Below are 19,060 nucleotides of genomic sequence, written 5' to 3' on the forward strand. Positions count from 1 at the left end.
CCTGTTCGGTGGGGGGAAGTGCGGCCTTAAGCGTTCACAGGGGTGAGGAGGTCTTGGAGGAGGGAGCCACAGAGGGTGCCCAGGGCGGTGCGGGGGCCCAGTTTGGGGAGCTCGCCGCGGTTGAGGGTGGCGGTGAGCCGGGGCTGGTCGGGGAGGGTGCCCGCGTAGGGGATGCCGAGGGAGGCGGTGGCGGTGTCGGCGTCCACGATGCCCGGGCGGAGGATCGTGCGGAGGTCCGTCGTGTGCTTGCCGGCTTCGCCCAGGACCTGGCGCGCGGAGAGGATGCCGCGTACGTCCGCCGCGGCCACCAGCAGGGTGGTCTTCGCCCTGGTGAGGGCCTCGGCGGCGGCCGGGTCGAAGTGGCGTGGGAGGTCCACGACCACCAGGTCGAAGCCTCGCTGACCGGCGTCGAGGACCGAGCGCATGGCCTGGGCGGGGATCGGTGCCGCCTCGCCCCTGTGGAAGGAGAGGATCGCGAGGTCGCCGAACGCGGGCAGAGCCTTCTGCAGGGCGCTGCTGCTGATGCGGCCCTCTCTGGCGACGAGGTCGCCCCATCGGGCTCCCGGCGCTTCCTCGTGGCCCAGCAGCGCGTCGATGCCGCCGCCCAGCGGATCCGCGTCCACGAGGAGGGTGTGGAGCTGGGCGCCGCCGGAGGCGTGAAGGGCGAGGCAGGCCGACAGGACGCTTGCGCCCACGCCGCCGCGGCCGCCGACCACGCAGATCACCGGGCCTGAGCGAGGCTCCGGCTCCATGGCGTCGGCGAAGCGGTCGACGAGGTGGCGTTCGTCGCCGGGGAGGGTGACGACGGCCTGGGCGCCTGCTGCGACGCACCTTCGCCAGGTGTCGGGGTCGTCGGGGGTGCGGGTGACGAGGAGGACCTGGTCGCGGGGCGGGGGTGCGGTGGCGGCCACGGCGTCCGCCTGGTCTGCGCCTATCGCCACGAGTGGGGCGAGGTTCCAGTGCGGGCGGGCGTGGGCGGGGAGCTGGGCCACGTCGAGCTGGGCGCCGGCTGCCGCCGCTATGCGGACCAGGTCGTCGAGCAGGGCGGGGTCGTCGGTGATGACCAAGGGGCGGTGCAAGGTGGGCCTCCCGTTCGTGGGTGGTGGGAGGTCCAGGGTGGAGTGGAGGGTGGGTGCGGTGAGGGGCCGAACGGGGTTCTGTGGATGGGGTGGCTTCGCGTACGCGGGCCTGTGGATGAGCGTCCAAGTGCCCATGGGTGAGCGCACCAGCGCCCGTGGCTGAGCGTACGAGGACCCGTCGGAAGGCCGGGAGGTCGCGGGGCCTGGAGAGGCGGATGAGACGGGGGAAAAGGGGCGACCCCCGCCGGGGGGGGAGAGCGGGGGTCGCCTGATCGGTCCGGCTCCGGGGGGGTAGAGCCGGTCCCGTTTCAGAAGAAAGCTTTCATCACTTCACCACAGCCTGGCAAGGGACCCGCAAAGCGATCCCGCGCAAGTGCGCTCCAGTTCCTGGGCGATACCAACGTATGCTGCCCGATCCGATCGAGTTTCGTCGAGCAGTAATCTCGCATTTTCGCCAAGTTTTTTCGTGAACTGATAACGATCACATAAAGGAGATCACGCAGAGTGATCGCCGGGCCCGGCCCGCAGGGCGGCGGGAAGGCGCCGGCGCGGGCGGGACGGGGCTGCGGCGCGGGTGTGTACGCGGTCAGGTAAAGGTCTTGGCCCGAGGGGTTCCCAGCAGGGCGAATCCGACGTAGAAAGGTGTTACGGACCACTGGTCCGGGTGCATCCAGCCGGGCACCCACGTGCGACCAGCCGCGGGAGGCGCGTCGTGGCGGGCTTGACCCGCTCCGACGGATACAGGTGCACGCTTGGTAACCCGGCGTGATGCACTGGCAGACGGCGTCTCAGTATTGAGACGCCGTCAGCTATGTCGGTAGGACGTCTTACCAGGTCCTTGGCAGGCGGAGTGCGTTACGGTCGGCCGCCGGGCGCGGGCCGGTCAGCCTCTTTGCATGGCCTCGCAGATGGCGGTCGTCTCGCGGACGCCGAGGCTTACCGCGGAGGCACAGTGCTGTACCCACTGGGCGACGCCCTCCGGAGTGCCGCTCAGGTACGACCTCAACGCCTCCGCGTACGGCAGCTCGTGATGCCCCACCTCCACGGCCACCAGCGACTTCGGGTCCAGCCCGTACTCGACCAGGGTCAGCCGCTCGGCCGAGCGCGCCACCACGCCGTCCATCACGCCGAACGGCCGCAACACCGCCAGCTCGGCGTGCACCACGGCCGCCAGCACGATCGCGGGAGCCTTGGTGGGGCGTTCGAGGAGGTCCATGAGTCCGTCCATGCGTGCGGCCGTCTCCTTGGCGTCCGGGGCCGGGCCGAGGCCGAACGGGTCGGGGGCGTCGTCCTCCGACCTGGGACGACCCAGGGCCTCCTCGGGGGCGAGGCCGGCGGCGGCGACCGTGTGCAGGCGGGCGAGGACCTGCCGGGGCGCACGGCGCCAGGTCGGGCCCAGCCTGCCCATCTCGGCGGACGCGCGCAGGGCGCCCTGGACCAGCGGGTCGTGGATCTCGTCACGGCGCAGGGCGTCCAAGGGGACGTCCGCGCCCTCGATGGCGGCCGAGGCGCGGGCGCCGCGCAGGGACGACTCCGTGGAGACGGCCGGGCTGGCACGGCGGAGCACGCGGTGGCGGTAGAGCCGGTCGACGGACTGACGGGCCTCGTCCACGGACTCCTGCACGCCGGGGAAGGTCGCGATGACGGCCAAAGGGTCACTCACGAGGACTGACCCTACCGGGCCGGTACAGTCCACCTGCGGCAAGGCAGGAGGTGGAGAGGCGCAGGCGGGCGGCGTCACACAGAGCGTCCGGGAGGGCCGCCGCACCCCCTTTACCGTACGCCCCCAAACCCCTCAACCCGGGGGGCCCATAAACCCGCCACTCCCCGTTCGCATATTCTCTGGATTTCAGGATGACAACATTTCAATTGCGAAGATAAGCCCACCGGATAACCAAGCCCCCGCTCCCCGCCACCGAGGTACAGACCTGTCTAGACCTCTTGTGTGTGAGGGTCGTGAGCTGGTGAAGTGGGACACGACCTATCCAACCTGGCCATAGAAGGAGCACGAGGTGGCCCCGGAGACCCCTGGCAACGAGACCCAGGCGCTGTCCAATCTGCTGCAGGAGAACCGCCGGTTCGCACCTCCGGCCGACCTCGCGGCGTCCGCGAACGTGACCGCCGCCGCGTACGACGAGGCCGCCGCCGACCGACTCGCCTTCTGGGAGCGCGCGGCCGAGCGGCTGACGTGGGCCAAGCGGTGGGACAGGACCCTGGAGTGGAACGCCCCCTTCGCCAAGTGGTTCATCGGCGGGGAGCTCAACGTGGCCTACAACTGCGTGGACCGCCACGTCGAGGAGGGCCGGGGCGACAAGGTCGCCTATTACTGGGAGGGCGAGCCGGAGGACGACACCCGCGTCCTCACCTACAACGACCTGAAGACCGAGGTCAGCAAGGCGGCCAACGCGCTGGCCGAGCTGGGCGTGGGCAAGGGAGACCGGGTCGCGATCTACATGCCGATGATCCCCGAGCTGCCGATCGCGATGCTGGCCTGCGCCCGCATCGGCGCGGTCCACTCGGTGGTGTTCGGCGGTTTCTCCGCCACGGCGCTGAAGAGCCGCATCGACGACGCCGACGCCAAGCTGGTGATCACGGCCGACGGCGGCTACCGCCGGGGCAAGCCGAGCGCGCTCAAGCCGACCGTGGACGAGGCCGTCGCCGAGTGCCCGCAGGTCGAGAACGTCCTCGTGGTCCGGCGCACCGGCGAGGACGTCGCGTTCGGCGAGAAGGACCTGTGGTGGCACGACGTGGTCGACCGCCAGAGCGACCAGCACACCCCGCAGCCGAACGACGCCGAGGACCCGCTGTACATCCTCTACACCAGCGGCACCACCGGTAAGCCCAAGGGCATCCTGCACACGACCGGCGGCTACCTGACGCAGACGGCCTGGACGCACCACGCGGTCTTCGACCTCAAGCCCGAGACCGACATCTACTGGTGCACGGCGGACATCGGCTGGGTCACCGGTCACTCCTACATCGTCTACGGCCCGCTGGCCAACGGCGCGACCAGCGTCATCTACGAGGGCACTCCCGACACGCCGCACCGCGGCCGGTTCTGGGAGATCGTGCAGAAGTACAAGGTCACGATCCTCTACACGGCGCCGACGGCGATCCGGACGTTCATGAAGTGGGGCGACGACATCCCCGCCAAGTACGACATGTCCAGCCTGCGGGTCCTGGGCTCGGTCGGCGAGCCGATCAACCCGGAGGCGTACGTCTGGTACCGCGAGCACATCGGCGGCGACCGCTGCCCGGTCGTCGACACGTGGTGGCAGACCGAGACCGGCGCCATCATGATCAGCCCGCTGCCGGGCATCACCGCCGCCAAGCCGGGCGCCGCGATGCGCCCGCTGCCCGGCGTCGCCGCCGACGTGGTGGACGACCAGGGCAACAGCGTCCCCAACGGCGGGGGCGGCTTCCTCGTCGTACGCGAGCCGTGGCCCTCCATGCTGCGCACGATCTGGGGCGACGACCAGCGCTACATCGACACCTACTGGAGCCGTTTCGACGGGATGTACTTCCCCGGCGACGGCGCCAAGAAGGACGAGGACGGCGACCTCTGGCTGCTCGGCCGGGTCGACGACGTCATGCTGGTCTCCGGGCACAACATCTCCACCACGGAGGTGGAGAGCGCCCTGGTCAGCCACCCGAAGGTGGCCGAGGCGGCGGTCGTGGGCGCGACGGACCCGGTGACGGGCCAGGCCATCGTGTCGTTCGTGATCCTGCGCGGCAGCGCGGAGGAGAGCGACGACATCGCGACCGAGCTGCGCAACCACGTGGCCAAGACGCTCGGCCCGATCGCCAAGCCGCGGCAGATCCTGGTGGTGCCCGAGCTGCCCAAGACCCGTTCCGGCAAGATCATGCGCCGCCTCCTGCGCGACGTGGCCGAGAACCGCAGCATCGGCGACGTCACCACGCTCGCCGACAGCACGGTGATGAACCTCATCTCGGACAAGCTCCCGTCCGCCAAGTCGGACGACTGACCCTCTCCATAGAAGGGGCGCATGTCACACACCGTGGACGTGCGCCCCTTCTGCGTCGGCGCTATGTTCTCCGATCGGGTAGTTCTGGGAGTGATAGCGCGGCTCGTCCTTGGGAAGTAAGCGGCCGTCGCGCTGCGCTGGATGATGATTGACACGGCCCCCGGGCCCCGATAGGAGACGTTCATGCCGCAGACTCCCGAGGAAGAATCCCTGGGCTCCCTGGTCGCCCAGGCGAGCAGTCAGATCTCGACCCTGGTCCGCTCGGAGATCGAGCTGGCCAAGGCCGAGTTCAGGTTCGACGCCAAACGGGTGGGCATGGCGGGCGGCCTGTTCGCCGCCGCGGCGTTCATGGCGCACCTGTGCCTGATCCTCGCCTCGTTCACGATCGCCTTCGTGCTGGCCCAGTGGCTGCCCAACTGGGCGGCGTTCCTCATCGTGACCGTGTTCTACCTGCTGGTCGCGGGTCTGCTGGTGTTCGTCGGGATCCGGCGGCTGAAGGGCCTCGCCGGGATGAAGCGCACCGCCGCGTCGCTCAGGGGGCTCAAGGAGATCGCCACCCCCGAGGACGAGGCGGCGACGCTTCCCGCCACCGCCCCTGACGCCCGGCCGGCGACCCGAGATCGGGAGCCGGTGGCCCGAGATGCGACCTGACGAGTCGGTCGTCCAGATCGAGGGCCCCTGGACGCACCGGGCGGTGCACGCGGGCGGCACCCGCTTCCACGTCGTGGAGGCCGGTGACGGCCCGCTGGTCCTGCTGCTGCACGGGTTCCCGCAGTTCTGGTGGACCTGGCGGCACCAGCTCGTCTCGCTGCCGAAGGCGGGCTACCGGGCGGTCGCGGCCGACCTTCGCGGCTACGGCGGCAGCGACAAGCCGCCGCGCGGCTACGACCTGCCCACGCTGGCCGCCGACGCGGCCGGGCTGATCCGCGCGCTGGGCGAGACCGGGGCGATCGTGGTCGGGCACGACTGGGGCGGGCTGCTGGCCTGGACGATGGCCGTGCTCGACCCCAAGTGCGTGCACCGGCTGGTCGCGGTGTCCGCCCCCCACCCGCTGCGGCTGCGCAACGCGCTGCTCACCGACCCGATGGGGCAGCTCAAGGCCAGCAGGCAGGCGCTCGGCTTCCAGGTGCCGCTGCTCCCGGAGCACCGGCTCACCCGCAAGGGCGGCGCGCTGGTCGGCCGGTTCCTGCACGACTGGTCGGGGCCGGGCTGGCCGGAGGCCGAGGAGGCGGAGGTCTACCGCGAGGCGTTCCGCATCCCTGCCGTGGCGCACTGCGCGCTGGAGTACCACCGCTGGTTCGGCCGCTCCCAGCTCCGGCCCGACGGGCGGCGCTTCGCCCGCGCCATGCGCGCGGAGATCGAGGCGCCCACGCTGCACCTGCACGGGGCGCTCGATCCGCGCGTGCTGCCCCGTACGGCCCAGGGATCGAGCCGGTACGTCGCCGCCCCCTACCGATGGCGGCTGTTCGAGGGCGCCGGCCACTTCCCGCACGAGGAGATCCCCGACGCGTTCGACACCGAGCTGCTCGGCTGGCTGGCCGACCCAGAGCCCGACCGGTGAGCGAGCCCGACGAGAAAGCCTATGAGAGATGAGAGACCGCGACCCCGAGGGCCGGCCGCGCAACGCCCGGCCGCGCGACGCGTACGGCAGGCCGCTCCCCTACGGCTCGCCCGGCGTGCCGAGGGTTCCCGACGACTACGCGCCCACCGCCGAGCAGGCACTCGCCGACGGACGGCGGTTCCTGGCCGAGGGGATGCCGTTCCACGCCCACGAGGTGTTCGAGGGCCGGTGGAAGTGCGCCCCGGAGGAGGAGCGCGAGCTGTGGCAGGGCCTCGCGCAGATCTGCGTCGGGCTCACGCACCTCCAGCGCGGCAACGGGCGCGGCGCGCTGACGCTGTTCGCGCGGGGCGCCGCCCGGGTGCAGGCGTCCGGCGGCGCGTACGACGCCGTCGGCAAGGTCGCCTCCGGCCTGGGCCAGGACAGCGACCCGGGCGAGGCGATCGCCCTGATCCTGGAGAAGCTGCCGGACTAGCCGGTCAGTCGCACTTCTGGGTGCTGGCCGGCGAGGTGTCGGTGCGGCCGAGCGAGGCGTCGGAGGCGACCTCCTCGGCCGTCAGGACGTAGCCGGTCTCCTGCTCGTTGACGGCCGCGGCGAAGATCACGCCGAACACGCGGCCGTCCACGGTCAGCAGCGGGCCGCCGGAGTTGCCGGGGAGCACGAGGCCGCGGATCTGGTAGACCTTGCGGGTCACCGTCGTGTCGCGGTAGATGTCGGGGCCCTCGGCGTCGAGCTTGCCGCCGATGCGGGCGGGCTCGGCGGTGAAGCCCTTGCCCTTGGGGAACCCGGCGATGATCGCGTTGTCGCCGCGGCTGCCCTCGCCGTCGAAGGTGAGCTGCGGCAGGTCGAGGCCGGGGACATGGAGGATGGCGATGTCGCGGCGCGGGTTGTAGCGCACGACCGTGGCCCGGTGGCGGGCGTTGTTGTAGTCGACGACCTCCAGGTCGCGGGTGACGCCGGCGACGACGTGCGCGTTGGTCATGATGCGGCCGGGAGCGTAGACGAAGCCGGTGCCCTCGATGTGCTTGTTGCAGCTCTGCGCGTCGCCCTGCACCTTGACGATGGCGCGGCGGGCCCGGGAGAGCCGGTTGCCCTGCAGCACGCTCTGGTCGGGCGGCGGCACGTCGAAGAGCTGCCCCGCGCCGATGTCGTCGAAGACCGGCGGGAACTCCGAGCGGTCGATGAACCTCTTGAACGGCGCCTGCCAGTTGCGCGCCGCCTGCGGGATCGCGTCGTCGACGGTGGTGAGCAGCGCGGAGTTCTTGACCTGGTCGACCAGCGGCGTGAACGACGTGGAGACGATCAGCGACCCGATCAGCCAGGCGATGACCAGCACCGACAGCGCGCTGGCGAAGGTGCCGCCGACCGCGTCGGCCACCTTCGCGGGCTCCCACGTGACGTGGCTGCGTACGACCGCGCCGATCGTCGAGGAGGCGAACTGCCCGATCGTGGCCGACAGGAACACGATCACGATGGCCAGCAGCGCCTGCGGCGTGTCACCGTCGACCACGGCGCGGGAGACGGGGGGCGCGATGAAGACCCCGAGCACGGCGCCGCCGACGAACCCCACGAAGCTCATCGCCCCGATGATGAAGCCCTGACGGTAACCCGAGATGCCGAAGGCGACCACGAGGCCGATCAGGATGAGGTCAAGCAGATCACCGCGCACGCTTCAAAGGTATCCAGGGATAAGGTCAAGCGTGCACGTCTTCGGCCAGGACCGCGTCACCCACCTGGCTACCTTGGCGCTATGCCGCAGGCCGAGGGAACAGTTCGCGATCTCATCGAGGCCGCGCTGCGTGACAGCGATCCCGACGGCCCGCTGCGCTGGCACGTGATCTCCGTGCTGCGTCAGCGCGGCGACCTGGAGTCGTTCATCGAGGCCCGCCGGCTGTGCGCGGCGGACACCGTCACCGAGCGGCTGCTCGGGGTGGACATCATGGGGATGCTGCGGCCGTTCGCCGACCGCACACTGCCGGTGCTGCGCTACCTCGCGGCCAGCGAGGACGACGCCATGGTGCTCTATTCGGTGCTGATCGCCTTCGGGCATCTCGCCGACCCGCGCTCGCTGCCGACCGTGATCGAGCTGGCCGCGCACCGCGACCCCCGGGTGCGTTACGGGGCCGCGTACGCGCTCCAGCACGTGCTCGGCGACCCGCCGGACCCGTCAGGGCTGCGGACGCTGCGGACGCTGGCCGCCGACAGCGACGCCGACGTGGCCGGATGGGCCTCGCTCGGGGTCGCCCTGTGGTCGGGCCGATGAGCGCGGGCCGTCAGGCTCCGCGCTCGGCGCGGACCAGGGCCTCCAGCGGCATCTCCGTCACCCGCGAGGTGTCCCACGGCTGGTCGAGCCCGCCCGCGCCCAGCGTGCGGTCGAGCACCATCGCGGTGAAGCCCCACACGAGCATGCCCCGCACCTGGAACGCCGGCCCCGAGTCGCCGGTGGGCAGCCGCAGCGTGAACCGGTTGGCCGGATCGACCAGCTCGGCGATCGGCACCCGCTCGACCGAGTCGACCTCGTCGGGTGAGGCCGCGTGCACCGCCGACGGCTCCCGCCACCAGGCGACGACGGGCGTGACCCGGTTGTCGCTGTGGCGGAGGTAGAGCTCGGGGAGGGTGCCGAGCACGTGCACCCCGCGCGGGTCGGCCCCGGTCTCCTCCTCGGCCTCGCGCAGTGCCGCCTCGACGGGGCCGCCGTCCTCGGGGTCCACGCCGCCGCCGGGGAACGCGGGCTGACCCGGGTGCCTGCGCCCGCGCCTGCTGCGCTGGATGAGCAGCACGTCGGGACCGTACGGCCCCTCGCCGAACAGCATGAGCACCGCCGCGCGTCGGCCGCGCCCGTCGGGCGGCCGCAGGTATCGGGGGACGCTGAGCCGCTGGGACTGGTCCGCCAGGCGGATCAGCCAATGGGGGACTTGGGTCACGCATCCTCCAACACGCCGGGGCTCCTGCTGCTTCCCCCCTGCCGTCAGGAGAAGGGGCCGGACCTGACGAGCTTGCGCGCCTCGGCCTCGGACGTCGGGCCGGTGCCGAACGACGGGCAGAGCGCGGCGAGCGGGCAGACACCGCAGGCCGGGCGGCGGGCGTGGCAGATGCGCCGGCCGTGCCAGATGACCCGGTGCGAGAAGATCGTCCAGTCGCGGCGCGGCAGCAGCTCGCCCACCACGTGCTCGATCTTGACGGGGTCGGTCTCCTCGGTCCAGCCGAACCGCCGCACCAGGCGCTGGAAGTGGGTGTCGACGGTGAGCCCGGGGACGTCGAAGGCGTTGCCGAGCACCACGTTGGCGGTCTTGCGGCCGACGCCGGGCAGGGTCACCAGGTCCTTCAGCCGGCCGGGCACCTCGCCGCCGTAGCGCTCGCACACGGCCTGGGCCATGCCGATGATGCTGTTGGTCTTGGCCCGGAAGAAGCCGGTGGAGCGGATGATGTCCTCCATCTCCGACCGGTCGGCGGCGGCGTAGTCCTCGACCGTCGGATATTTCGCGAAGAGGACGGGAGTCACCATGTTGACCCGCTTGTCCGTGCACTGCGCGGACAGGATGGTGGCGACCAGCAGCTCCAGAGGGTTGCGGAAGTCGAGCTCGCAGTGGGCGTCCGGATAGGTCTCCGCCAGGATGCGGTTCATCTTGCGCGCCCGCCGTACGAGTGCGAGCTGGGTCTCCGGCTTGCGCCCCGCCGCTTTCGTCGCCATGACCGCAAGGGTAGAAGGTTCCGCCGGTGCTTGAACCCCGGACGCTGGGACGTCGTACAACCTGGCGACGCGGGAGGGGTGGACGGCCATGGGCGGTCAGGGCGCGACGGTGGCGGAGTTCGTCCGGAGTTCGGGGCCGCTGCGCGGGCCGGCGCTGGACCGGCTGGCGCTGGCCTGCGCCGCGACGATGGCGCGGCTGCACGCGCGCGGCGTCGCGGGGCTGCGGCTGAGCGAGGACAGCGTGGCGCTCGGCGCGCACGGTCAGGTGTTCATCGGCTGGACGCCGTCGGCGGCGGCGTACGAGGGCGCGGTGGCCGACGACGTACGGGCCTGGGCCGACCTGATGGTCTTCGCGGCGACCGGGGTCCGCGACGGGGACCCTCACGTCCTCCCGCCGGCGCTGCGCCTCGCGGTCGCCCAGTGCCGCCGTCCCGACTGGGTGGCCCGCCCGCGCGCCGCCGATGTCCTGCGCGTTCTCCTCGGCCGGTCGGTGGCGAGCGCGATGGCCTCCGTGGACGACCTGCTGGCCTGCTGAACCGGAGCTTCCGGTAACTTTCCCCCTGGACTCGACGTACCCGGACGAGCCAGAACACTCCGGCATTCCCATAACCTGTGTGTGCCGCCTTGAGTGGGGTGAGTCACAATGGCAGCAGAGGAGGCAGAGTGAACACCGACGATGTGCTGGGCAAGGCCCCCCTGTTCGCCGCGCTCGACCGCGAGAGCGCCGCGGCGCTGCGGACGAGCATCACCGAGGTCCAGCTCTCCAAGGGGCAGACGCTCTTCCACGAGAACGAGACGGGCGACCGCCTCTACGTCGTGCTCGAAGGCAAGATCAAGCTCTCCCGCACGTCCCCGGACGGCCGGGAGAACCTGCTGAGTGTGCTGGGGCCGAGCGAGATGTTCGGCGAGCTGTCGCTGTTCGACCCGCGGCCGCGCACGGCCACGGCGACGGCGCTGACCGAGGTGCGGCTGGCGGGCCTCGGTCACGACGACCTGCGTCCCTGGCTCACCGGCCGTCCCGAGGTGGCTCTGCACCTGCTGCGCGCGCTCGCGCAGCGTCTGCGCCGCACCAACGACGTGCTGGCCGACCTGGTCTTCACCGACGTGCCCGGCCGGGTGGCCAAGCAGCTGCTCGACCTCGCCGAGCGGTTCGGCACCAAGACCGACGACGGCCTGCGGGTCCACCACGACCTCACCCAGGAGGAGCTGGCCCAGCTCGTCGGCGCCTCCCGCGAGACGGTCAACAAGGCGCTGGCCGACTTCGCCCAGCGCGGCTGGCTGCGCATCGAGGCCAAGGCCGTGGTGATCCTCGACACCGACCGGCTCTACAACCGCTCCAGATAGTCGAGCTGGGCCCGCACCGACATCTCGGCGGCGGGCCAGAGCGAACGGTCCACGTCGGCGTAGACGACGCGGACGATCTCGCGCGGGGTGCGCGCCCCCTGCGCCTGCGCCGCCCTGATCTGGTCCAGCCGCTCGCGCCGGTGCGCCAGATAGCCGTCGAGCGCCGCGATGGGGTCGGTCAGCACCGGCCCGTGCCCCGGCAGCAGCACCCTCGCCTCCAGGCGCTCGGCCGCCTCCCTCAGCCGGTCGAGGCTGCGCAGGTAGTCGGCGAGGCCGCCGTCGCGGGCGATGATCGTGGTGCCGCGGCCGAGCACGGTGTCGCCGGTCAGCATCGCGCGGTCCTGCGGCAGCCAGAAGCACAGCGAGTCGAACGAGTGGCCGGGCGTGCCGTGGACGTGCACCTCCAGGCCGCCGACCGTGACCACGTCGCCGTCGGCCAGCCCCTCGCCGCCGAGCCGGTGCCGCGGGTCGAGGGCGCGGACGGGGGCGTTCACCAGCGCGGCGAAGGAGCGGGCGCCCCCGCTGTGGTCGAAGTGGCCGTGGGTCAGCAGGATCTCGGTGACGCGGCGGCCGTCGAGGTGGGCGCGCACGCGTTCCAGGTGGTCGGCGTCGTCCGGGCCGGGGTCGACGACGATCGTCTCCTCGCCGTCGCCGATGAGCCACGTGTTGGTGCCGTCGAGCGTCATGATCCCGGGGTTGGGGGCGAGGACGTTGACGGCGTGCTCGGTACGGGTGCCGTCGGGGCCGCCGCCCAGCGGGATGTGCAGGCCGCTCACGTGTTCACCAGCCGCATCTCGCCCTCGACCTCCACGGCCCTCGGCAGTATGGTCACGATGTCGCGGGGAGCGGCCAGGACCTCGGCCACGCTCCCGTACGCCGACAGCTCGCTCAGCGTGCGGTGGGTCGGCGGCATGAGGAAGATCTCCCCCTGGCGCGCCCGCTCGACGGCCTGCGCGGGCCGCGTCCAGACCACCTGGTCGGCCTCACCGCCCACGTCGCGGGTGCGCTGGCCCTCGGGCAGCACGGCCACGAAGAAGCGGGTGTCGAAGCGGCGCTGCTCGATCTCCGGCGTGATCCAGTGGGCCCACGGCTTGAGCAGGTCGGAGCGGAGCACCAGCCCCCTCCGCGCCAGGAAGTCGGCGAAGGCGAGGCTGTGGTCGATCAGCGCCAGCCGGTCGGCCTCCCAGTCGTCGCCGGTGGTGTCGGCCACCACCGAGCCGGCGTCGGGGCCGGCCAGCAGCACCCCCGACTCCTCGAACGTCTCGCGCACGGCCGCGCACACCAGGCCCCTGGCGAGCTGCTCGCTCGCGCGGAAGGCCGCGCCCCACTCGGCGGGCGGCGGGCCGGCCCACGCCACGGCCTGGTCGGTGTCGCGGGCGTCCACCGACCCGCCGGGGAAGACGTACGCGCCGGCCGCGAAGGCCATGGTGGCCTTGCGCCTGAGCAGGTAGGTCTGCGGCCCGCCGGGGCCGTCCCGCAGGATCACCACCGTGGCGGCGTCCCGCGGGGTCACCGGCTCGATCCTCCCGGCGATGAGGTCCCTGGCCCGCGTGGCGAGCTCGGCTGGAAGCGGCATTCCGGTCACATGACCTCCTCTAGAACATCACTCGGTCATGGTGACATATCTCCGCTCAGCCGACCTCGGCGATCAGCTCCACCTCGACCGGCACGTTCAGCGGGAGCGCGGCCACGCCCACGGCGCTGCGCGCGTGCTTGCCCGCCTCGCCCAGCACCTCGCCCAGCAGGTCGCTGGCGCCGTTGCCGACCTTGGGCTGGTCGGTGAACGACGGCTCGCTCGCCACGAACACGACGACCTTGACGATCCGTACGATCTTCGAAAGGTCGCCCACCTCGGCCTTCAGCGCGGCGAGGGCGTTGAGCGCGCAGATGCGGGCCATCTCGTAGCCCTGCTCCAGGCTGACCTCGGCGCCCAGCTTGCCGGTGCCCGCCGGCTTGCCGTCGACGATCGGCACCTGGCCGGAGGTGTAGACGAGGTTGCCCGTACGCACCGCGGGCACGTACGCCGCCACCGGCTTGACCACTTCGGGCAGCGTCAGCCCCAGCTCCGTCAGCTTCTCCTCCGGCGTCATCTACTGCTTCTCCCTCTTGAAGTAGGCGACGAGCTGCTCCGGCGTGGCGCCCTGCACGATCTGGACCAGCTCCCAGCCGTCGGAGCCGAAGTTGTCCAGGATCATCTTGGTGTTGTGGATGAGCACGGGGGCTGTGAGGTACTCCCATTTCTTCATGAGGGTCAGAGTAGTGTGAGCAATCTCAAAGGGTGGTCACCGGCGTTCGGCAAGTGACCGTTCGGTAGCCTCGAAGCGTGGATTCTCCGCACACGGAATGGGCGGACGTGCGGCTGCACGTCGTCACCGGCAAGGGCGGCACGGGCAAGACGACCGTCGCCGCCGCCCTCGCGCTCGCCCTGGCCTCGGGCGGCAAGAAGGTGCTGCTCGTCGAGGTGGAGGCCAGGCAGGGCATCGCGCAGATCTTCGACCTGCCGCCGTTGCCCTACGAGGAGCGCCGCATCGCGGTCGCGCCCTCCGGCGGGGACGTGTACGCGCTGGCGATCGACCCCGAAGACGCCATGCTCGAATACCTGGAGATGTTCTACGGCATGCGGCGGGCCGGCCGCGCCCTGAGCAAGATGGGCATCGTCGACTTCGCCACCACCATCGCCCCCGGCTTCCGCGACGTGCTGGTCACCGGCAAGACCACGGAGGCCGTACGCAGGCGCAACCGCAACGGCCGCCGGGTCTACGACGCGGTCGTGCTGGACGCGCCGCCCACCGGCCGCATCACCCGCTTCCTCAACGTCACGCAGGAGGTCGCCGGGCTCGCCAGGGTGGGGCCGATCAAGAACCACTCCGAGCTGGTCAGCAGCGTCGTGAAGAGCCCGGAGACCGCCGTGCACTTCGTGACCCTGCTGGAGGAGATGCCGGTCCAGGAGACCCTGGACGGCGTCGCCGAGCTGCGCTCCGCGGGCCTGCCGCCCGGCGGGATCTTCGTCAACATGGTGCGCGAGTCCCAGCTCCCGCAGTCCACGCTCGACCAGGCCGCCACGGGCCGCTTCGACGCCGCCGAGCTCGTGCTCGGGCTGAAGGCGGCCGGCGTGGCCGACGGCGCGGAGGCAACGGCGCTCGCCGAGGCCCTGGCCGAGGAGGTCGTCGAGCACGCGCACCGCACCGAGCTGGAGCGCGCCGAGCGCGAGTCGCTGGCCGAGGCCGGGCTGCCGAGCTTCGAGCTGCCGCTCCTGGCCGACGGCGTCGACCTGGCCGGCCTGTACGAGCTGGCCGAGACCATCCGCACCCAGGGAGCAGCGTGAAGAAGCCCGCCCGGCTCGACATCGACGCCATCCTCGACGACCCCGGCACCCGGATCATCGTCTGCTGCGGCGCGGGCGGCGTGGGCAAGACCACGACCGCCGCGGCCCTCGGGCTGCGCGCCGCCGAACGCGGCCGGTGCGCGGTCGTGCTGACCGTCGACCCCGCGCGGCGCCTGGCGCAGTCGATGGGGCTCAGCGAGCTCGACAACACCCCGCGCCTCATCCACGAGTCGGACGACGGCGGGCAGCTGTTCGCGATGATGCTCGACATGAAGCGCACGTTCGACGAGATCATCGAGGCGCACGCCGACCCCGAGCGGGCCAGGCAGATCCTGTCGAACCCCTTCTACCAGTCGCTGTCCTCCAGCTTCGCCGGCACCCAGGAGTACATGGCGATGGAGAAGCTGGGCCAGCTCCGCCGCTCCGACGAGTGGGACCTCATCGTGGTCGACACGCCGCCGTCGCGCTCGGCCCTGGATTTCCTGGACGCGCCCGAGCGGCTCGGGAGGTTCTTGGACGGCCGGTTCATCCGGCTGCTGACGGCGCCGGCCAAGGCCGGGGGCCGCAGCGCGTTCAAGCTGCTCAACGCCGGGTTCGGGCTGATGGCCGGGGCACTGACCAAGCTGCTCGGCGCTCAGGTCATCAAGGACCTGCAGACGTTCGTCTCCGCGCTGGACGCCGTCTTCGGCGGGTTCAGGCAGCGGGCCGAGATGACGTACCAGCTGCTTCAGGCGCCGGGGACGGCCTTCCTCGTGGTCGCCGCGCCGGAGCGCGACGCCATGCGTGAGGCTTCTTACTTCGTCGAGAGGCTGGCCGAGGAACGTATGCCCCTGGCCGGCCTGGTGGTCAACCGGGTGCACACGTCCCCCGCCGCCGCGCTCTCAGCGGCGCGGAGCGCCGCCGCGGCCGAGGACCTGGAGTCCAAGGGCGAGCACGAGCTGACCGCCGCCGTGCTGCGGCTGCACGCCGGTCGGATGCAGCTCGCCGCTCGCGAGAACCGCGAACGGGAGCACTTCGTCACGGCACATCCCACGGTGCCGATGGCGAAGGTTCGCGCCATGTCGGAGGACGTCCACGATCTGACCGGTCTGCGGCAGATCGGGGAACTGCTGGCGAGCGCGTAGCCGCTCTTCCCGGGGAATCTCCCGGGACTCTCATGGGAGTACGGCCGGCGGACGGCGCCGGCCGTACGTCAACGCTCTCGGCTCGCCGGGCCGGATCAGCCCGCGATCAGCTCGTTGGTTCGCTCGTACTCTTCTTTCGCCGACTCGAGCAGCTCTCGCCACGAGTCGACGTCTGGACGCCGCCGTAGCAGCGCACGTCGTTCGCGTTCGGTCATACCGCCCCACACCCCGAACTCGATGCGGTTGTCCAGCGCATCGGCGAGGCACTCGGTACGGACCGGGCAACCCCGGCAGATGAGCTTCGCCCTGTTCTGCGCGGCGCCCTGCACGAACAGGGCATCCGGATCCGCACCTTTACAGGCGGCACGGGAGGTCCAATCCGTGATCCACATTTTTCGACCCCACTCCCCTTAGGTGGTCAGTCGTCATTTGGGGCCGACGGGCGCGGGCGCCGAGCCTCCGTTATTCAGTTGCCGCAGGGAGAACGTACGCAACGAGACGTTCGGGCCGACAGACCCCAGAGGACCAAATTCTCGCGGCCCTGTTGACCGGGAATGACTAGTCACCTGGCCCAGTCAAGGTGAAATGTGGCGCGGCTACCGATTCGGTCAGCCTTTGGACGTACCCTTGGTACCGTGCAAGCGCAGCGCAAAGATCGGCCCAATCCCGTCCTGACCCTGGTGCGACTGATCATCGCCGCGACCGCGGCCGGGGTGCTCGCGGCCGCCGTGGCCCTGCCCGCGGTCGGCGGAGCCGGGATGTCGACCAAGAGCGCGCTTGAGGGGCTCAACCTCAAGCCGGAAGAGCTGGACGAGCCGCCTCTTCCCGAACGCACGAAGATCCTGGACGCCAACGGCAAGCAGATCGCGCTCTTCTACTACGAGAACCGCCAGTCGGTGACCCTCGACCAGGTGGCGCCGATCATGCGTGAGGCGCTGATCGCGATCGAGGACTTCCGTTTCTACCAGCACGGGCCGATCGACGTGGAGGGAACCGCCAGAGCGCTGGTGAAGAATCTCACCAACGGCGGCGTGACGCAGGGTGGCTCCTCGATCACCCAGCAGTACGTCAAGCAGGTGCTGGTCAACGCGGCCGAGACGCCGGAGGAGCAGGCGGCGGCCATCGCCCCCACGGTCTCCCGCAAGCTGTCCGAGCTGCGCTACGCGATGGCGATCGAGAAGAAATACTCCAAGAACCAGATCCTGGAGAAATACCTCAACATCGCCTACTTCGGCGCCGGAGCCCACGGCATCCAGGCCGCCGCCAGGCGCTTCTTCGACAAGCCCGCCTCCAAGCTCAACCTCGCCGAGGCCGCCACGCTGGCCGGCGCCGTCCAGAACCCGGCGCGCACCGACCCCAACGTCGGCCCCGAGTCCCGCGAGCGGCTGCTGCAGCGGCGCAACACCGTGCTCGACCGGATGGTCGAGATCGGCAAGATCTCGGCGCAGGACGCCGCCGCGGCCAAGGAGAAGAAGCTCGGCTATAAGGACGTCGAGTTCCCGGGCGGCTGCGAGGAGAGCAAATACCCGTACTTCTGCCTCTACGTCCAGTACGAGATCCTCAACAACGAGGAGTTCGGCAAGAACCCCGACGAGCGCAGGAAGCTGCTGCAGCGGGGCGGCCTGACCATCAAGACCACGATCGACCCCAAGATGCAGGCCGCCTCCGAGAAGGCGATCAAGAAGTACGTGTCCACCAAGGACAAGCCCGTGGCCTCGCAGGCCATGGTCGTTCCCGGCACCGGCGAGATCAAGGCGATGGCCGCCTCGCGCAAGTTCGGCGGGAGCAAGAAGAAGAACGAGATGAGCTACAACATCGTGGCCGACGGCGCGCACGGCGGCGGCCGCGGGTTCCAGCAGGGCTCGACGGCCAAGGTCTACACGCTGGCCGCGGCCCTGGAGGAGGGGCTGAAGTACGGCGACGGCTTCCCCGCCCCCGCCGGCTACAAGGCCGACGCCTACAGCACGTTCAAGAACTGCAAGGGCGAGAACGTCGGCGACCCCTCCCACACCGTCACGAACTCCAGCGAGGGCGGCGGCGGCTTCAAGACCCTGGAGACCGGCACCTGGGGCTCGGTCAACACGTTCTTCCTGCGGCTGGAGCAGAAGGTCGGGCTCTGCGACACGGTCAAGATGGCCAAGAAGCTCGGCGTCAAGCGGGCCGACGGCAACAAGCTGTCGGAGGTGGAGACGTTCACGCTGGGCGTCAACGAGGTCGACCCGGTGACGATCGCCAGCTCGTACGCGGTGTTCGCCTCGCGCGGCCAGTACTGCAAGCCGCTCGCGATCACCGAGATCACCGACCGCAACGGCAAGGCCAAGCAGTACAAACCGAAGTGCTCCCAGGTGCTGGAGGAGAAGGTCGCCGACGCGGTCAGCGGCATCCTGTCCGGGGTGTTCACCAAGGGCACGATGACCGAGGTCGGCGGCATCGGGCGGGACGCGGCCGGCAAGACCGGCACGACGGACAACTACATGTCCGCGTGGTTCGCCGGCTACACCCCCAACCTGGCCTCCGCCGTCTCCCTCGGCGACCCGCGCGGCGCCGCGAGCCACAAGCTGATCGGCATCACCATCGGCGGGCGCTACTACTCGTACGTGTACGGCGCGTCGATCTCCGGGCGCATCTGGAAGGACGCCATGCTCGGGGCGCTGAAGGGGGTCGAACCGGTCGACTTCACGCCGGTGGACCGCTCGCGCTTCGGCGGGTGCACCGACCACTGCGCGCCCAAGCCCAAGAAGAAGAAGGACGACAGGAAGCCGGGCGACCGCGACAACCCGTTCGACATCTTCAACCCGCCGGGCAACGACGACCGTGGGTGGGGCGACGGGCGTGGCCGCGACGACAACGGGCGCAACCGGGGCGGCGACGCCGGGCCGATCATCGAGCCGGGCTTCGGCGGCAACTGATCTCTGGGGTTCTTGAGCCTGGGCCTCCTGTCATCGCCAGGAG

General features: G+C 70.9%; 20 protein-coding genes. 10 read left to right on the forward strand and 10 right to left on the reverse strand.

Annotated features, from left to right (window positions below; translation table 11 throughout):
* Window positions 1-26 precede the first annotated feature (26 nt).
* Window positions 27-1,079: a septum site-determining protein Ssd gene (ssd, locus tag SMD20_RS28810; protein ID WP_329587106.1), complete on the reverse strand. Its 1,053-nt coding sequence runs from the start codon at window positions 1,077-1,079 to the stop codon at window positions 27-29.
* Window positions 1,080-1,962: 883 nt separating this feature from the next.
* The gene (locus SMD20_RS28815) at window positions 1,963-2,742 is read right to left on the reverse strand and encodes an oxidoreductase (RefSeq protein WP_329587109.1); all 780 of its coding nucleotides are present in this window, start codon (window positions 2,740-2,742) and stop codon (window positions 1,963-1,965) included.
* Window positions 2,743-3,091: 349 nt separating this feature from the next.
* Here SMD20_RS28815 and acs point away from each other — a divergent pair, with 349 nt between their 5' ends.
* The 4 genes from acs to SMD20_RS28835 all read left to right on the forward strand — a co-directional run bounded on the left by acs (window position 3,092) and on the right by SMD20_RS28835 (window position 7,098).
* Window positions 3,092-5,065, forward strand: a complete 1,974-nt coding sequence (acs, locus tag SMD20_RS28820; protein ID WP_329587113.1) for an acetate--CoA ligase — start codon at window positions 3,092-3,094, stop codon at window positions 5,063-5,065.
* A 183-nt stretch (window positions 5,066-5,248) separates the two neighbouring features.
* Complete coding sequence (locus SMD20_RS28825; RefSeq protein WP_329587116.1) at window positions 5,249-5,716, forward strand: phage holin family protein; 468 nt, start codon at window positions 5,249-5,251, stop codon at window positions 5,714-5,716.
* Window positions 5,706-6,626 (forward strand): alpha/beta fold hydrolase, encoded by a 921-nt coding sequence (locus SMD20_RS28830; RefSeq protein WP_329587118.1) that lies wholly within the window; start codon window positions 5,706-5,708, stop codon window positions 6,624-6,626. The genes SMD20_RS28825 and SMD20_RS28830 overlap by 11 nt, the downstream gene beginning before the upstream one ends.
* A gap of 28 nt (window positions 6,627-6,654) precedes the next feature.
* Window positions 6,655-7,098 (forward strand): DUF309 domain-containing protein, encoded by a 444-nt coding sequence (locus SMD20_RS28835; protein WP_329587120.1) that lies wholly within the window; start codon window positions 6,655-6,657, stop codon window positions 7,096-7,098.
* Between the two features lie 4 nt (window positions 7,099-7,102).
* On the opposite strand, the gene SMD20_RS28840 is transcribed toward SMD20_RS28835, so the two are convergent.
* Window positions 7,103-8,293, reverse strand: a complete 1,191-nt coding sequence (locus SMD20_RS28840) for a MarP family serine protease (protein ID WP_329587123.1) — start codon at window positions 8,291-8,293, stop codon at window positions 7,103-7,105.
* A gap of 81 nt (window positions 8,294-8,374) precedes the next feature.
* Here SMD20_RS28840 and SMD20_RS28845 point away from each other — a divergent pair, with 81 nt between their 5' ends.
* Window positions 8,375-8,887 (forward strand): HEAT repeat domain-containing protein, encoded by a 513-nt coding sequence (locus SMD20_RS28845; RefSeq protein ID WP_329587126.1) that lies wholly within the window; start codon window positions 8,375-8,377, stop codon window positions 8,885-8,887.
* Between the two features lie 10 nt (window positions 8,888-8,897).
* Here the strand turns inward: SMD20_RS28845 and SMD20_RS28850 are convergent, their stop codons facing one another.
* Both SMD20_RS28850 and nth read right to left on the reverse strand, forming a co-directional pair.
* Window positions 8,898-9,548, reverse strand: a complete 651-nt coding sequence (locus tag SMD20_RS28850) for an NUDIX hydrolase (RefSeq protein WP_329587129.1) — start codon at window positions 9,546-9,548, stop codon at window positions 8,898-8,900.
* A gap of 44 nt (window positions 9,549-9,592) precedes the next feature.
* Window positions 9,593-10,315 (reverse strand): endonuclease III, encoded by a 723-nt coding sequence (gene nth / locus SMD20_RS28855; RefSeq protein WP_329587132.1) that lies wholly within the window; start codon window positions 10,313-10,315, stop codon window positions 9,593-9,595.
* Between the two features lie 88 nt (window positions 10,316-10,403).
* Here nth and SMD20_RS28860 point away from each other — a divergent pair, with 88 nt between their 5' ends.
* Entirely contained in the window at window positions 10,404-10,850 is a 447-nt protein-coding gene (locus SMD20_RS28860) for a hypothetical protein (RefSeq protein ID WP_329587135.1), read from the forward strand.
* A 128-nt stretch (window positions 10,851-10,978) separates the two neighbouring features.
* The gene (locus tag SMD20_RS28865; RefSeq protein WP_329587137.1) at window positions 10,979-11,659 is read left to right on the forward strand and encodes a Crp/Fnr family transcriptional regulator; all 681 of its coding nucleotides are present in this window, start codon (window positions 10,979-10,981) and stop codon (window positions 11,657-11,659) included.
* Here the strand turns inward: SMD20_RS28865 and SMD20_RS28870 are convergent.
* The 4 genes from SMD20_RS28870 to SMD20_RS28885 are packed head-to-tail and all read right to left on the reverse strand — an operon-like array spanning window position 11,641 to window position 13,905.
* Complete coding sequence (locus SMD20_RS28870; RefSeq protein WP_329587140.1) at window positions 11,641-12,435, reverse strand: MBL fold metallo-hydrolase; 795 nt, start codon at window positions 12,433-12,435, stop codon at window positions 11,641-11,643. The two genes, SMD20_RS28865 and SMD20_RS28870, sit on opposite strands and share 19 nt — an antisense overlap.
* Window positions 12,432-13,235, reverse strand: coding sequence for an NUDIX hydrolase (locus SMD20_RS28875; protein WP_329587143.1), 804 nt, complete (start codon window positions 13,233-13,235; stop codon window positions 12,432-12,434). The genes SMD20_RS28870 and SMD20_RS28875 overlap by 4 nt, the downstream gene beginning before the upstream one ends.
* A 55-nt stretch (window positions 13,236-13,290) precedes the next feature.
* Window positions 13,291-13,749 carry a RidA family protein gene (locus tag SMD20_RS28880; RefSeq protein ID WP_329587146.1) on the reverse strand — a complete coding sequence of 153 codons (459 nt, stop codon included), beginning with the start codon at window positions 13,747-13,749 and terminating at the stop codon, window positions 13,291-13,293.
* Window positions 13,750-13,905, reverse strand: a complete 156-nt coding sequence (locus SMD20_RS28885; RefSeq protein WP_091100512.1) for a DUF4177 domain-containing protein — start codon at window positions 13,903-13,905, stop codon at window positions 13,750-13,752.
* A gap of 77 nt (window positions 13,906-13,982) precedes the next feature.
* On the opposite strand from SMD20_RS28885, the gene SMD20_RS28890 reads away from it, so the two are divergent.
* Entirely contained in the window at window positions 13,983-14,984 is a 1,002-nt protein-coding gene (locus tag SMD20_RS28890; RefSeq protein WP_329587154.1) for an ArsA-related P-loop ATPase, read from the forward strand.
* A complete protein-coding gene (locus SMD20_RS28895) occupies window positions 14,981-16,108 on the forward strand; it encodes an ArsA family ATPase (RefSeq protein ID WP_329587157.1) in 1,128 nt (375 codons plus the stop codon). The genes SMD20_RS28890 and SMD20_RS28895 overlap by 4 nt, the downstream gene beginning before the upstream one ends.
* Before the next feature lie 95 nt (window positions 16,109-16,203).
* Here SMD20_RS28895 and SMD20_RS28900 read toward each other — a convergent pair whose 3' ends face one another.
* The gene (locus SMD20_RS28900; RefSeq protein WP_020542548.1) at window positions 16,204-16,500 is read right to left on the reverse strand and encodes a WhiB family transcriptional regulator; all 297 of its coding nucleotides are present in this window, start codon (window positions 16,498-16,500) and stop codon (window positions 16,204-16,206) included.
* Between the two features lie 243 nt (window positions 16,501-16,743).
* Between SMD20_RS28900 and SMD20_RS28905 the strand changes: the two genes are divergently transcribed.
* Window positions 16,744-19,017: a transglycosylase domain-containing protein gene (locus tag SMD20_RS28905; RefSeq protein WP_329587160.1), complete on the forward strand. Its 2,274-nt coding sequence runs from the start codon at window positions 16,744-16,746 to the stop codon at window positions 19,015-19,017.
* Window positions 19,018-19,060: the final 43 nt, after the last annotated feature.

The organism is Nonomuraea sp. LP-02, from assembly GCF_036289125.1.
GTDB lineage: Bacteria > Actinomycetota > Actinomycetes > Streptosporangiales > Streptosporangiaceae > Nonomuraea > Nonomuraea bangladeshensis.